Annotated in this window: 14 protein-coding genes; 4 read left to right on the plus strand and 10 right to left on the minus strand. The window is 50.9% G+C overall.

Features of this window, described 5'->3' with window-relative positions:
• Positions 1 to 71 precede the first annotated feature (71 nt).
• The 3 genes from CRP01_RS23550 to CRP01_RS23560 form a co-directional block, all read right to left on the minus strand.
• Positions 72 to 1178, minus strand: a complete 1107-nt coding sequence (locus CRP01_RS23550) for a carboxypeptidase-like regulatory domain-containing protein (protein WP_099152562.1) — start codon at positions 1176 to 1178, stop codon at positions 72 to 74.
• An 83-nt stretch (positions 1179 to 1261) separates the two neighbouring features.
• On the minus strand, positions 1262 to 2848 hold the full coding sequence (locus tag CRP01_RS23555) for a MutS-related protein (RefSeq protein ID WP_099152563.1): 1587 nt from the start codon (positions 2846 to 2848) through the stop codon (positions 1262 to 1264).
• A gap of 180 nt (positions 2849 to 3028) precedes the next feature.
• Positions 3029 to 4648, minus strand: coding sequence for a hypothetical protein (locus CRP01_RS23560; RefSeq protein ID WP_099152564.1), 1620 nt, complete (start codon positions 4646 to 4648; stop codon positions 3029 to 3031).
• Between the two features lie 238 nt (positions 4649 to 4886).
• Between CRP01_RS23560 and corA the strand changes: the two genes are divergently transcribed.
• The gene (corA, locus tag CRP01_RS23565) at positions 4887 to 5933 is read left to right on the plus strand and encodes a magnesium/cobalt transporter CorA (protein ID WP_170110510.1); all 1047 of its coding nucleotides are present in this window, start codon (positions 4887 to 4889) and stop codon (positions 5931 to 5933) included.
• A gap of 329 nt (positions 5934 to 6262) precedes the next feature.
• Entirely contained in the window at positions 6263 to 7087 is an 825-nt protein-coding gene (locus tag CRP01_RS23570; RefSeq protein ID WP_099152566.1) for a DUF6089 family protein, read from the plus strand.
• Positions 7088 to 7242: 155 nt separating this feature from the next.
• On the opposite strand, the gene msrA is transcribed toward CRP01_RS23570, so the two are convergent.
• The 3 genes from msrA to CRP01_RS23585 are packed head-to-tail and all read right to left on the minus strand — an operon-like array spanning position 7243 to position 8329.
• On the minus strand, positions 7243 to 7737 hold the full coding sequence (msrA, locus tag CRP01_RS23575) for a peptide-methionine (S)-S-oxide reductase MsrA (RefSeq protein ID WP_099152567.1): 495 nt from the start codon (positions 7735 to 7737) through the stop codon (positions 7243 to 7245).
• Positions 7701 to 8102: a methionine-R-sulfoxide reductase gene (locus tag CRP01_RS23580; RefSeq protein ID WP_099152568.1), complete on the minus strand. Its 402-nt coding sequence runs from the start codon at positions 8100 to 8102 to the stop codon at positions 7701 to 7703. Before CRP01_RS23580 ends, msrA begins: the two co-directional genes overlap by 37 nt.
• 8 nt (positions 8103 to 8110) lie before the next feature.
• Positions 8111 to 8329: a putative signal transducing protein gene (locus CRP01_RS23585; protein ID WP_099152569.1), complete on the minus strand. Its 219-nt coding sequence runs from the start codon at positions 8327 to 8329 to the stop codon at positions 8111 to 8113.
• A gap of 281 nt (positions 8330 to 8610) precedes the next feature.
• Between CRP01_RS23585 and pdeM the strand changes: the two genes are divergently transcribed.
• Complete coding sequence (pdeM, locus tag CRP01_RS23590; protein WP_099152570.1) at positions 8611 to 9273, plus strand: ligase-associated DNA damage response endonuclease PdeM; 663 nt, start codon at positions 8611 to 8613, stop codon at positions 9271 to 9273.
• 52 nt (positions 9274 to 9325) lie between these two features.
• Here the strand turns inward: pdeM and CRP01_RS23595 are convergent, their stop codons facing one another.
• The 4 genes from CRP01_RS23595 to CRP01_RS23610 form a co-directional block, all read right to left on the minus strand.
• The gene (locus CRP01_RS23595; RefSeq protein ID WP_099152571.1) at positions 9326 to 9592 is read right to left on the minus strand and encodes a hypothetical protein; all 267 of its coding nucleotides are present in this window, start codon (positions 9590 to 9592) and stop codon (positions 9326 to 9328) included.
• A gap of 19 nt (positions 9593 to 9611) precedes the next feature.
• Positions 9612 to 10394 (minus strand): hypothetical protein, encoded by a 783-nt coding sequence (locus CRP01_RS23600; protein ID WP_099152572.1) that lies wholly within the window; start codon positions 10392 to 10394, stop codon positions 9612 to 9614.
• Positions 10391 to 10999: a DUF5034 domain-containing protein gene (locus CRP01_RS23605; protein ID WP_099152573.1), complete on the minus strand. Its 609-nt coding sequence runs from the start codon at positions 10997 to 10999 to the stop codon at positions 10391 to 10393. Before CRP01_RS23605 ends, CRP01_RS23600 begins: the two co-directional genes overlap by 4 nt.
• Before the next feature lie 233 nt (positions 11000 to 11232).
• On the minus strand, positions 11233 to 12660 hold the full coding sequence (locus CRP01_RS23610; RefSeq protein ID WP_099152574.1) for an L-serine ammonia-lyase: 1428 nt from the start codon (positions 12658 to 12660) through the stop codon (positions 11233 to 11235).
• Positions 12661 to 12937: 277 nt separating this feature from the next.
• Here CRP01_RS23610 and CRP01_RS23615 point away from each other — a divergent pair, with 277 nt between their 5' ends.
• The gene (locus CRP01_RS23615) at positions 12938 to 14320 is read left to right on the plus strand and encodes a WD40 repeat domain-containing protein (RefSeq protein ID WP_099152575.1); all 1383 of its coding nucleotides are present in this window, start codon (positions 12938 to 12940) and stop codon (positions 14318 to 14320) included.
• The last annotated feature ends 397 nt before the right edge of the window (positions 14321 to 14717 follow it).

Genomic DNA, 14717 nt, shown 5'->3' on the forward strand with positions numbered 1-14717 from the left:
AATTCGCAATTGGGGCCGATTCTTAAAGATAATTCAATCATTCGATGATTAAATCATTATATCATCAAACCTCACTCCGGAGCATAATCCGAAGGCAACAAAGCGGACACCCGTAGGCTCGCCCAGTAACCGTACTCTTCAATATCGGAAGGGTTGAGGATCTTGCCGTATTTGTTGACCAGGATCTTATTGGATCTGGAGCGCAGATACGAAGTAGCGTGCTGGGGGCCTTTGGCTGTGAATTGCCGGCTGGTAGAATTCAGTTCCGCTTTGGAAGGCGCCTGTAAATTGTCCTCCACCAGAATGTTCTGGTTGATCACCGTGAGAAATCCATATACACTGATCTGATAGGCCGCCTCCTCTCCCTGGGATTGGAAGTTAAGGGAGGACGGATTGACCGAGTTGAAATCCACAAAGTTCTGATCATTATCCAGTCGGGAAAATCCCATGACGTAGGTCGTGGTATCCAGTTGCTTTTGCACCAGATCGGAGAAAAAACTCCGGCTGCTCTTTTTGTAGACCGACCGGCGGTTTTTCTGGAATTCCAGTTCTTCCTGCGGCGTACCTTCCAGCGGCTGGAAGAAAGTATTGCCTTTGTAGTAGAGATCGCCGTTGTCGAACAGGCCGAAATCTTCCAGGTAGAACTGGACGGAATAGCCGAGTCGGCGATTCTCAATAACCAGCGGTTCTTTGGCCTCGGCCTCCATTTTGTCGCGGGTTTGCCGGAAAAGCAGCACTTCCGGATTGGTGATCCGGACGTACTTATCCCGGGTATCTTCGCCCAAAAAAGCTTTGGTAAATGCCTTCAGCCGCCGATCACGCAGGCGCGATCTGGATTTTTCAACCACAACGGCTTCGTTGAGTTCCACCTTGATAGGTTGCAGAAAAAAGGTGTCCCGTAGGATCCGGGCATCCGCGATCTCGATGGTTAGCAACTCGTAGTTGATATGAGAAAATACGAGAACGATCTCTTTGGTCTCCGTCAGTTCCAGTTCAAAGATGCCAGCCTCATCGGAGGCGGTACCGATGGAACTGTTGGCCAGGAAGACGAAAACATCCGGTATAACCTCCCGACTGCTGCGGTCGGCGATCACGGCTTGTACCGTTTGTCCCGAAAGGGGAGATAAGCATAGCAGAAACAGGCCCAGGGAAGGGAATAGACGAAAAAGATTATTCATACTAGTGGTGCTTTGAATTGATGGTCTGGGGCAAAAATATACCGTTTTGCCCGTTATTATCAAAAAAGCGGTGGGGAGTATTTTCAGCTGATCTTGATCTTCGCGGCCAGTTGGTGAGCTTCCCGGGTCACTTCCGGCGGGTAGCCCATGATCTCGAGGATCCGGATGGCGTTGCGGTGCCGGAGTTTACCCTTTTTGAGCTGGTAATCGAAAGTCAGCGTATCATTCTCAACGGATTCCTGGAAATAGTACAGATCGTAAGTATCTCCGAGGTATTCGGTCAGTTCAATATCGTGGGTGGAGATCAGTACCGTGGAATTGCCCCGATCCAGATGGGAAAGTACAGCCTTGGCTGCGCTCACCCGTTCGAGGGTATTGGTCCCTTTAAACATCTCGTCGACAATGAAGAGATGCGGTTGCGGTTCGCCGGCTTTTTTGATCAGCTCGCCGATGACGTTCACTTCTTCCAGATAATAACTCTTGTCTTCCTCCACATCATCCTGGATACGAATGGAAGTGCCCAGCCGGAAGAACGGAGCGCAGTAACTTTTACAAATGGGCGTAAAGATGGACTGCGCCAGGATCACATTGAGCCCCATGGCCCGGATGTAGGTCGTTTTGCCGGACATATTGGAACCGGTGAGCAGCATACTTTTGTTCCGGAGTTGCAGGTCATTGGCGACGCCGTCCAGTAAAAGCGGATGGAGCGCAGCTACCAGGCTGATCTCCCGGGCGGAGGCCGTAAATTCCGGACGAGTGTAATGAGGTAAACTCGCCCGGAGGGAAGCGATCGAAATCGCGGTATCGATGGCGCCGATCGCCTCGTAAATGAATTGGATACTACTCCGGTGCTGCTTGATCTGATCCAGCAATTTGAAAAAGAGGATAAGCTCGGAAAGCGTAATGAACTTCAACACTTCGATCAGAAACCAAAGCGGAGCGTATTCTTCCCGCTCCTGGAGTTTTTCCAGATTGATCCAGCCGATCTTATAAAGGATATTTTTGAGCGTTCGGAAATGCCGATCGATCTCTTCGGACTCTCCACTTATGTACGGCTTCAGTTGCCGGCCGGTGCGGTAGAGGAGGCTAAAGCGATTGAAAGTGACGAGGAATTTCCCGATCCGGTTTTTATTTTGATAATGCAAAAAGAGGTTGACGGGAAGCACGGCGATCAGTACCCAAAAAGCAGCCGGGTAGAAGATGGTAAAAACAATGGCCCCGACGGTGATCCCCTGCAGGAGAAAAGCCCAGTTCATCCAGCCCGGCCGTTTGGGCAGCTGGTCAAAAATGAGCATGGGAAAATAGTAGTCCCGGGCTTCGTTCAGTTCCTGGAGGTGTAACTGGGCTTCCTCCCGCTGCGCTACTTCTTCCTGGAAAAAAGTGATCCGATCTTCTAGCTTTTCCAGTTGGTCCTTCCGGTTGGTAGGGCGGCGTAGCCGATCGTAGAGGCACTGTTGACCCACGCGGCTGTTGGTGTGGTCCAGCGTTTCGAAAACACGGTCGAGGTCCAGGTCATTTGCAATGCGGTCGTCAATGACCTGGAAAGCTTCCGATCCCGATTGTTTGTCAAAATAGATCCGCACGGAGCCGATAGGAATGTATTGGTCCCGGGGCTTGCCCCAGGCGGCGCGGATAGCGGCCAGCTTCTTTTCCCTGTTTCGATTGGACATGGAGCGCAGATTGTCTTAGGATAATGAGGAAGGTCCTTCGCGGGTGCAGGCCCGGTCTTTAAAAATTTACAAAACCGAGCTTGTGTAAAACATCCGGAAGGGTTCCTGATTAACTGAATTTAAGCCAATTAGCGGTCCGGGAGATCTATTTTCTACAAAACACCTTGGATCATCCACCGATCATTCCTGTTGCGTCCAGGAGTGCCAGTTGCTACCGTCCTGGTAGAGGATCGCGGCGGCCCGGGGACGGTCCCGCCACTCGAGGCGGTAATGGTGGCCTTCATTGTGAAAGATAAAGCTGGAATCCCGATAACTCGAAGCGCCGATGCCCCGTCGCCACCACCAGTTGCCCCATTGCCGGAAGGTCACCTTCAGGTCATTGCTATCCGGTTCTACCAGCACGCCGTCGGTGGGGAACACCATATTGTACTGCACTACTTCCTCCAGCACGCCGCTGTAGGGTTGCCGCTTCACGTACTGCAAAGCGTCGGCAAAAGCGCGGTCCTTTCCCGAAAAATCCCGGAACATGGGCGCTCCCTGCAGGTTGTCGGGCAAATTCAACAGATAACAACTGTCTCGATCGTAGGCCGGAAAATCATCCAGCAAAGTCCGGTAGACCCGGGTAGACTGGGCCCAGTACAGGTTCGTACGCTGGAGTAATCCGATTGAAATGAACAGGTAAACCCCGGTCAGAAAATAATATAAGCCGCGGGGCAGCCGGCTGAGCAGCGCCACCCAGGCCGGATAAAAGAATAGGGCGGGAAGATAGCCGTAACGGTCGTTCTCGATGTGGAGTAGATAATTGAAATACAAATTCAGTACCGGTACCAGTGCAATGAAGGTGGCCAGACCGAAAGCCCAGGTCAACTGCGCCCGGCGATCCACGTGTCGAAAGCTTCGGAACATCCAGGCCAGCAGGCCAAGGCTGAGCAGAGTGAGGAGGATCAGTCCGAATGGTTGCCGCAACCAGACGGCCACGCTTTCTTTCCAGGGATGGGGCCAGTAGCGGCTGAAGGCGGCCATTTTAACGAAATACCGGCCTACATTGGCGATCATATCCCCCAGCGGGAACTGTAGATGCACTTCGCTCCCGTAGTGTCCGATCCAGCTACCCAGCAGGGCCCGGTTGCCTACGAAATACAATCCGACCAGCGAAAACTGGGGGATGGTCAGCCGGTAGAGTGCTTCTTTCAATTCACCCCGCCGGTGTTGCCACAGGATCAGGATCAGGCCGAGTATGGGTGCAATGACGGCCAGTTCGTAGGTCAGCAAAGCGGCGATCTGTAACCCCAGGATAGTCCAAAATATAGTGGCCTTTGGCGTTTCGAGCCAGCGGCTTATGTGCCAGAGCATGCCGAGCAGCAAAGTGGTAACCAGGAGATAGTGAAAACCTACCCGCCATACGATCACTTCGGTGGCGTAGGGACTGAAGAGAAACAGCAACGCTCCGGCTGCTGCCGGGAGTTGCGCCGAACGTTCCGTGCCCGATCCCAGCAGTCTCCGCACGAGGAAGAACAGTAAAGCCGCATTGATCGTATGCAGGAGCGTCATACTGAGGTGCCAGCCCCAGCCTTCAAGACTGTAGCTGTGGTAAAAGAAGTAATAAAAAACACTGGATACGGGTTGGAGGGCGGGGAAACCGAAACTACCGGGTATTCCGGCTGCGCCGTGGGTCTCGATGCGTTCGGCCAATCCGGTAAAATCCGTCACGAAACCGGCCAGCCGGGTAGGCAGATATAGCAATTGCAGGATAACCGCTGCGATTGCCAGGCCCAACCATTGCCAGTTTATGCTCTTCATGCCGGATTTTTATCGATGGGGCCCGGATGGGCCGGTCTGCAAATATCCCGCAACAAAGGTAGGTTAATGGAGGAAAGCGCAGAAATTTTTTTTCCTAACTTTGGTATGCATTACCTTTGGCTGATCCCGGAGGGCAGTGGGCGGTGGAAAGACAATGTCGATCTGCTGGTTTGCGCGCTATCCGGGAGAAACCACCAAAATTGGTGTATCCTGCAATAACATCCTAAAAAATAGCTTCATGCCAAATCGCGGTAAGATTGGTTTGCCACCCGGTAGTTTGATCTTTACGGGAGAGAAGAAAACGGAAGACACCCACCTGAAGCTGATCCAGTATAATGAGTCGATCTACAACGCTCAGCGCTTCTCCAACGCCATGCCGGATATCGGGCTGGATCCTTCTTACGTCACCTGGCTGGACGTACGCGGTTTGCACGATGTGGTACTGATCGAAGAAGTTGGTCGCTTTTTCAAGATCCACCCGCTGGCGCTGGAAGATGTACTGGATACGAGCCAGCGGCCCAAATTCGACGAATACGATAACGGGATCTTTCTCATCATCCGTTCTCTGGATTTCGATGAATCCGAACTGGAAATTGAGACGGAACAGGTAGGCATTTTTGTAGGAGAGCATTTTGCCGTTTCTTTCCAGGAGCGGGCCGAGGATCTTTTTGCCCCCATCGAATTGCGTCTGGCCGGCAGTAGTGGTAAGATCCGGAAACGCGGGAGTGATTATCTGGCCTACGCCCTCATCGATAATATGGTCGACAACTATCTGGTTACCCTCGAAAAAATAGAAAAACAGGTGGATAATCTGGAAGAGGTGATCATGGCCAATCCGGAATCCCGGACCAAAGGTCGCATTCACGAACTCCGGTTGGCGACCCTCACCATGCGCAAGGCGGTATATCCGCTACGCGAGGCCATCAATCGCTTTACGGATAGCGACCACAAGGTAAAAAGTGAAGAAACGGATATCTTTTTGCGCGACCTTTACGATCATACCATACAGGTGATGGATATGATCGAGACTTACCGGGATATGATCAACGGCCTCTATGATCTGTATCTCTCGGAGATCAGTTTCAAGATGAACAATGTGATGCAGGTGCTCACCATCATTTCCACCATCTTTATACCCTTATCCTTTCTGGCCGGCGTCTACGGGATGAACTTTCAGCATATGCCGGAACTGCAATACAAATACGGATATTTCGTGCTTTGGGCCATTATGATCACCGTGGCCGGCGGACTGATGGTATTTTTCCGCAAGAAAAAATGGCTCTGACCGACTACCGGAGGCTGTCCGGCACCATTCGGGTGGCCCGATCCGTGCCTGCCTGAGTACCTTTTAAATAAAAATTAAATTTTTTTCTATTGCTTCAGTGACCTGCCCCGACCGGCTCCGTCATAAGAGTGTTCGTTTGATAAATTTAACGATCCCGTATTACATACTATCCAAACAAAAAACATTTTCTATACACGTCATCCCTCCTATCCCCAATTTAGATAGCGGTCAAATGCCTGCATTGTCATCAATGCGGGCGTTTGTTTTTTTGGTTTTGCTCAAAGTGCCGTACCTTTCGAATTATTATCAACCTCCGAACAGGTCTCTTTATGCAAAAAAAACTGCTACTCCTTTTATTACTAGCTACCGGTTATATGCTTCGCGCCCAAACTACCGAGATCGGGGTGACGGCCGGTGCCGCCTTTTATCGCGGCGAACTGTCCAGTGATAATTTCCTGGATTTTAGCGCGATCGAGCAACCCGCACTGGGCTTTCAGGTGCGCTTTTCTCCCTTTACCCGTTTTTCCGGGCGTCTGGAAGGTTTGTACGCCAAGATCAGTTCCGCCGATGAAAACTCCGCTAATGTGCCGGGCTTAAATTTTCAAAGCACCGTCTACGATGCCCACATTCTGCTGGAATGGAATATGATCGACGCCAATTTCGGACCCAGTACGGGGCTGACACCCTACCTTTTCGGAGGGATTGGCGGTATCTACTTCGAGTCTCAAACCGAATTTCAGGGAGAACTCATCGATCTGCAACCGCTCGGAACGGAAGGGCAGGGGATCGATGGATACGACGACAAGTACAATCAGCTCAATGCGGCCATCCCTTTCGGTCTGGGTATCCGCTTCTGGCTGGGTGACCGCATTTCACTGCTCGTGGAGGGCAGTACCCGCTTCCTCTTTACCGATTATCTGGATGATGTGAGCGGCCGGTCGGTTGTGTATGAGGACATCCTGCTGGGCAACGGTCCGACGGCGGCCGCCCTCAGTAATCCCAATATTATTCCGGGCTCCGATGAAGCTACGCAACCCTATCGCCGGGGAGATTCCCGCAATGACGGTCTTTATTTCCTCAATCTGACCCTGACCTACCGGACCGACGGCGGTCGGATGGGTATCAAGGTGCGGAAAAATTGTCCGACTTTTTAGACTTGAATAATGTTGGAAGGGTGTTTACGTCTTAAAACGTTTGAACGTTAGGAAGTTGAGAGATCAAAGGTAATCTGTCATTTTCAACTTCCTAATGTTCCGAACTTCTTGAAGTCCAAATTTCCTGGACTCCAAACAGCCAAAACTTTCGATCCTCAGAACCGCTTAGTATACCGGTCCGTCGGTTCCATGCCGCGGGTGTCGCAGTATTTCTGGTGGCGGGCTTCGGCGGGCCAGAAGGTAGTAGCTTCCTGCAACTCGGTTACCGCTTCGATCCCTCTGGTCTGTAAATCTGCGATCAGTTGTTGGGCAATCCTGAACTGTTCCTCATCCGTATAGAAAATGGCCGAACGGTATTGCCCACCCTTCGCCCGACGATCGATGGATGGATCGTGGATCTCAAAAAAATACTTGGCCAGTGTAGTAAAATCCGTTTGCTCCGGATCGAAAGTCACTTCCACGGCTTCGGCGTGGCCGGTGAGTTTCCCGCAAACGGTATGGTAGGATGGATCATCGGTATGGCCTCCGGTGTATCCCACCCGGGTGGAAATAACACCAGGCAGCCGGCTGAAGGCGTATTCTTTACTCCAGAAACAGCCGGCTGCGAAGATGGCTACTGATTTTTTTTTTCCTGATGTTGTTTTTCCCATTCCGCCCGGGGGATGAATTTCATGGAAAGGGAATTCACGCAGTGACGGGTATTTTTATCGGTCAGTCTTTCCCCGATAAAGACGTGTCCAAGGTGGCCGTCGCAGTTGTTGCAAAGGATCTCGGTCCGGCGTCCGTCCGCATCGCGTTCGCGGCGCACTGCTCCGGGGATCTCATCGTCAAAACTGGGCCAGCCGCATCCGGAATCAAATTTGTCTTTTGAATCGTAAAGTGGCGCATCACAACGGCGGCAGATGAATACCCCGTCTCTTTTAAAGTCGTTGTACTCTCCGGTAAAAGGTCTTTCAGTTCCTTTGTGTTCTATGATATAGGCTTCTTCTGGGGTTAGTGGATTGTAGTCAGTCATTTTAAGTTTTATTCTGCTTTAATTAAATCGTTCTCGGCAAGTACCTTGCGTGCATGTTCCGCTTTTTCTTCTACCGTATAAAGTTTTGCTTCTCCCAGAGAGGGGATCACGGAATCCGGAGTTGTCAAAATGTGGCTTTCGATCCCATTTTGTTTCAATACGTCTTCGGCGATCTTTGCCTGATAGGTTTCGTTGGCAGTGAAAATTAATACCCAGCCTTCTTTCATGTTTATTTGGTTTTGGTGATCGTTGGTACGGATTGTCATCCAATCCTCAACAAATTTATTTGTCTTGCTATTTATATAACACGAATACGCGGCCATAGGTTAAGCCCGAATGGTAAAATTTGTGCTTTTGGTAACCATCTGTTCGCCGACGGACCAATACCCTTGGATCGCAGTCCCGGCACCGGACTGCACCCGGTATGGACATGGGCCGCAAAACGGATCGTCGCCATGCTTACCGTTTCTCACTTGGGCCGGCCCGCAATGTATCTTAACTTTGCCGGATGTCCGAAATAAAAAAATACCCGGTACAGGTAGCGGAACAGCACCTGTACCTGCATCCTTTTCGCTGTATCTACTGGCAGGAGCATGAAGCGCTGCTGATCGCCGATCTTCACCTAGGCAAAGCCCGGCATTTTCGACGCTCGGGGATCGCGGTGCCCCTGGCGGTGGCCGATGCCAATCTGGATAAGCTCATCAGCGTGATCTGGGATTTCCAGCCCAAACGGGTACTTTTTCTCGGCGATCTTTTCCACAGTGAGTTCAACCGGCAGTGGATGGAATTCTGTGAATTGCTGGACCAGTTCAGCGGCGTTTCCTTTGAGCTGATCGCCGGTAACCACGATATTCTCGATCCGTCCTTCTACGAACAGGCCGGGCTAAAAGTGCATCTCAACGGCCTGCAGCTTAAGCCTTTTTTACTGACGCACCATCCACTGGAAGATTTCTCGGGTGATGAGGGGTATAATCTGGCGGGACATATCCACCCCGGGGTGCGACTTCACGGGAACGGCCGGCAAAGGTTGAAGTTACCCTGCTTCTTTTTCGGCCGGCACCAGGGATTGCTGCCGGCATTCGGGGAATTTACCGGACTAGCAACCCTGCCGGTAGGTCCGGATGATGCGGTTTTTGTGATCGTGGAAGACGAGGTGGTGCGGATGAGCTGAATGCTTATCTTCCAAAAGGCGGTACTTCGATTATTAATCTTGCAGAGGCCAATCAAATACTGTGAGTGGCCCGTGCCTGTTCATAGCATTGCCTACAAACCACCTTGGCTGCACTAAATTTTTTAAACGGACGGCTCATCTTCTTTTTTTTCTGGAAGAAATACTCACACGCATAACACCACGCCTGCAGATCGTCCGGATCAGCATTATTTTCCATAAATCCAAGTGGGACTTTTGAGGATAAAAGGTGAGCACATAAGATAGCTGTTAATACTTTATCGTGGAGGCATTCAGGCTCAGACATTGGATCATCTGTCATATTCGAATATTCTAATTTTTCAAGGTGCAAATTTATAGCCTATCCCCAACCCGACGGAGAACGTGCCGTTTATACGGTCATAATCATAAGTATTCACCTCGATGGCCTCCGTGTAGGTATTCCTGATCTGCTCCGTATACGAGAATTGCGTTATGAAACCATATAACTGCGTATGGAGATCAAGGGTAAACCGCTTGCCCAGATGACAGGCAAGGGTAAGGCCCGTCATCACCGTAAAACCATCGTGCGCGGTGCTTGCCCTATTGCTCTGGTACGTGATCTGGAGGTGATTATTTCTATTTATTTCCTTGAGGTAAACATTCGACCTTTTGGCGTAAAATGAAGTAGCCCCGATCTGCAATTTGGGGATCAGGCTGATCTTATTGAAATCCTTTCGATAGACGACCCCCAGATATATATTGGTATTTATGTTGGGTTCTTCCCCGTATTTAAAGGGGCCGGAAGTGACCAGATAATTTTGTTCGTATCTGGCAGCTAAGGTTTGTAGCAGCCTTTCTCCATTTTTATTCGGATCCGTAAACGGGTTTCCCTGGATGGTTACACTCAGCCCCCAATTGGAAGCGAAGAAATAATTCGCAGTGATGAATTGCCAATACACATATTGATCGTCGTAGTCAATAAGCAGATCGGTTATTGCACCGGTTTTTAGTTTTGCCAGAGGAAGGGCGATGCCGGCATTGGTTTGCAATTGCCATCTTACGAATGCCGGTGGGTTGTTCTGACCGGATAAATGAACCCCCCAAATCAGCGCCAAAACCAGGAGAAGCGATTGGGTTTTCATAGCAGATCAATTATCGAGGAGCTTTTGCTAAGCACCCGGCCATCAGAAAGTTCAAGTGATACGGCGAATTGGTGAGCTCCGGTGGCCGGTGGTGGGGTCATCAGCATCAGATCAAATTTTAGAATATCGTATTCCAGGTCGTATACTTCATTCCGGAGATTAGAGATGAATTCATCAATAGAGATAAACTCGGTCGAAAGCAGCACGCTGAAATACTCGCTTACATCGCTTCCGCTTAAATGAGTATCATCAAAATCCCGCAAAGTGGTTATCTGGATAGTAAGTATGCTGTCCAGAGGTTGGAATACGGTTTCCGGCGGGCATTCACAGCTGAAAGCAAAAGCAGAGGTCACGAACAGCGGTGTGGATCTCTGGTGACAAAGGTCCTGTTTGCGTTCTACGTTTACCCTCAGCCCGAAGGCCTCCTTCAGGATCATCTTGTTGGAACTTACCTCCGGCTGAAGTCGGGAATTGTCGAGTTCCTCAACGGAGATCGAGCAATTGGTATAATCGAAAAACATGCTTTCGAGGCATTCGCAACAACTGGACAGGATATTGACGGCCACTGGAATCAGTAAGACCACGAGCACTTTATTCCATTTCATAAACTACACTTGAATGGTGAGAGAGATGAGGGTTGCGCGCAGGGAAACCGCAAGCGTAGAAGCGGGATCAAAGGTACCGTTTTACCGCTGACAGGACTGCCATGGCCCCATGTTCGTAAGACACTACCTACGGTAAGCATCCTACCTATCTATAACGAAATGGAAAGCAAGATTTCACCAAAAAAACCAAACCTTAACACACTAACATTCACACATTTCCACCTTCATACGTTTCAACACTCAGGGACCACAATCGGAATATTCGCCGCCAGCCCACCCTGCGAGGTCTCCTTGTATTTGGTATGCATATCCTGGGCAGTTTCCCACATGGTCTTGATGACATTATCCAGTGGGACCTTGGCCTTATCCGGATCGCTTTCCAGTGCAATGTTAGCGGCGGTAATGGCTTTAACGGCCCCCATACTGTTGCGTTCGATGCAGGGTACCTGGACCAGGCCACCTACCGGATCGCAGGTGAGGCCGAGGTGGTGTTCCATCGCGATCTCGGCGGCCATCAGCGCCTGCCCGACAGTGCCGCCGAGTCCTTCGGTCAGGGCCGCGGCCGCCATTGCGGCGGACACCCCGATCTCGGCCTGGCAGCCACCCATGGCAGCGGAAATGGTCGATCCCTTTTTGAAGATACTGCCGATCTCCCCGGCGGTCAGCAGGAACTTGACAATATCGTCATCGCTCACTTTGACGTCCGCAAAGCAGATGTAGTAGAACAGTACGGCCGGGATCACACCCGCCGAACCATTGGTGGGGGCGGTGACCACCCGACTGAAGCTGGCATTCTCTTCGTTGACGGCCATGGCGAAACAACCGATCCACTTCACGATCTGCTGGAATTTGTAAGGCCGGGAAGCCAGCAGGCGAAGGAATTCATCGGCATTTTCGTAGGTCGGTACCCCGAGCAGCGTTTGCCGGATACCGGCGGCCCGGCGGCTAACGCCCAGGCCTCCGGGTAGTTCGCCCTTTTTGTGGCAGCCTTCGAAAACGCAATCGCGCATCACTTCCCAGATCTGCAGCAGGCCCTTTTTGATGGCCAGGCCGTTGCGCCAGCATTTCTCGTTCATCAGGACGACCTCCCAGATATTGGCATTTTCGTTGAGGCAGTACCGGCGCAGTTCGGTAGCGGTGGAGATCGGAAAGGGAAGCTCCACGTAGGGCTCCTCGCCGATGGTCTCTCCTTCCTTCAGTACAAAGCCGCCGCCGATGGAAAAGTAGGTGTCCGTATGCAGGATTTGCCCACTTTCGTCCCAGGCGTGCAGTTTCATGCCGTTGGCGTGCTGAGCGAGGCATTTGTCGAAATGGAAGACGAGGTCCTGCTCCAGCGTAAAGGGAATGAGATGCGTACCGTACAGGTGGATCTGCTTTTCCTGACGGACCGCCTGGGGGATGCGCTGCACTTCGTCCAGTGGAATGGTTTCGGGATCCTGACCGCTGAGACCCAGCAGAATAGCGAGATCAGTGCCGTGTCCTTCACCGGTGAGTGCAAGGGAGCCGAACAGTTCTACCTGTACCCGGGCCACCGTGGAGGGATCACTCTTTTTGGCGAGGGCCGCCAGGAAACGCTGTGCGGCTCTCCAGGGGCCAAGCGTGTGTGAGCTGGAAGGGCCAACCCCTATTTTGAACATGTCGAATACACTGATCGGTTCCATTGGTCTGGTCTTTTAGGGTGGAAAGTTAGGAAGAAAAAAAGCAAATCTCCGGTAATGCGGAGAACAAGAATTCCGAAGTGAAAAGATTTCGAAACAAATAGAAATAATTATAATTTTTCGGAACAAAGCGCATCAATTTCCGTAAACCCATAGCGCTGGATAATGTGATCACATTATCCAGTGAACCGTTTTCCCTCCCATCGTGGTTCCGCCATTCCCTCCCCGCGGACCCGGTTCCTCAGTAAGCACTAAATAACGACACTTAAACTGTTTGAAGATGAATAAAGCTTTGCTTTTTCTTACCCTCTTTTTTAGCTCATTTTCCCTGCTAAAAGGAAATATCTCCACGGACACTGTTCTGCTCGAAAGAAGCATTATTACCCAAAAAGCCATTAAAGCAGTTGATTTTTCCAGAGATGGCCTCTTCCTGGTAACGGGAGGGTTCGGAAAAACGCTCGATATCTGGAATGCCTTTAATGGCCGGATCATTTACTCCCTCGAAGGACACGAAGATGATATCCTGGCGGTGCGTTGTTCTCCCGACGGCCGGATCATCGCCAGTGGGGGAGTGGATAAAAAAGTAATGCTCTGGGATATCATTACCGGCCGGCGGATCGCACTGCTGGAAGGACACAACGATGATGTCAGTGATCTCAGCTTCAGTCCGGACGGCCGATTCGTTTGTAGTGCCAGTTTCGATCGCACGGCCGTGATCTGGGATGTGATCACGGGTATTCGCATCCAGACGCTCAGCGGGCATCCCGATGATGTGACCTCCGTTGCGTTCAGCAAGGACGGCAAACGACTGGTGACTTCCTGCGCCGATCACAAGATCCGGATCTGGTCCGTGACTACGGGAGAACTGATCCGCACCCTGGAAGGACACGACGATGAAGTCTGGGACGTAAAATGGTCGCACAGCGCCAGACTGGTAGCCAGCGGCGGGACGGATAATATGGCCGGCCTGTGGAACCCGGAAACCGGTGAACTGGTCAGAAAATTCGAAGGTCACTCTTCCGATGTGTGGACCGTTTCTTTTGACCAGGAAGGCCTGATGATGGCTACCGGCAGTGCCGACCGCAGTATCAAACTCTGGGACCTGGCCACCGGCGACCTCATCATGAACATTTCCAGCGAGGTGCATACCTCGGATGTTGAAGAACTGGTCTTTAGTCCGGAAGGAGACCGTTTGGTCAGTGTCAGTCGCGACGGTTCGATCCGTTTCTGGGAGATCCCCAGCCTCGGCCGGCGGATCCGGATGATCGTGAGTAACCGGATCGAGCTCTGGTCGGCCCGTCAGCCCTACGAAAAATCAAGGGAATACGATAAGCGGATGCAGGAGCGTGAAGGATTGATCCAGGAGATGAAGGAGGATATTGTCGAAAAAATGCTGGATTACTACGTCGAAAATGTCAGCTGGAATACCGGGATTACCCTGGGAGACTACAATCCGGATAGCGAATACTATCACCTGTTCTCACCCATACTGGGCGATCTGAAAATGTACGTTTCCATCAATCAGGCACCGCTGATGGCGGAGTATTTTGACCAGGTAACTTTTGAAGATCTGCGCATGGAGTATATCAACGGACGGCTGCGGCTGCATTCCATGGATGGTTTCCTGTCCGGCATCAATAAAAAATTCAAGGTCATGCCGTAGACCGGCAGTACCTGCAAAATGCAAAGAGAACGGCAGCGCCGTAGCGCAATTGTTCAGTATACAAACATGAATCACCCCGGATTTTATAAAAGGCGGTATATGACCTCGTAGAGGTCGAATATTCGTAGAATTTAGCCTGGATAAGCGTTTTCCGACCTCAGGGAGGTCGCACATTTACCACATTGCTCCATGTTGTACGACCTCCCTGAGGTCGAAACCAGGAATTCGACTATTTTTCTACGAATGTTTAACCTCTACGAGGTCATTTTTGAGTCCTAAAAAAATTCAGGATGAACTGTGTTCCCATGCAAGCAAAAGAGTGAAAAAATTATGCTGATTTGTATTTGAGATAATATCGATTATCAAATTTTCGATCATATTTGATTACCGCAAATAC

The organism is Flavilitoribacter nigricans DSM 23189 = NBRC 102662 (assembly GCF_002646595.1).
In the GTDB taxonomy this organism is placed as follows: Bacteria; Bacteroidota; Bacteroidia; order Chitinophagales; family Saprospiraceae; genus Flavilitoribacter; species Flavilitoribacter nigricans.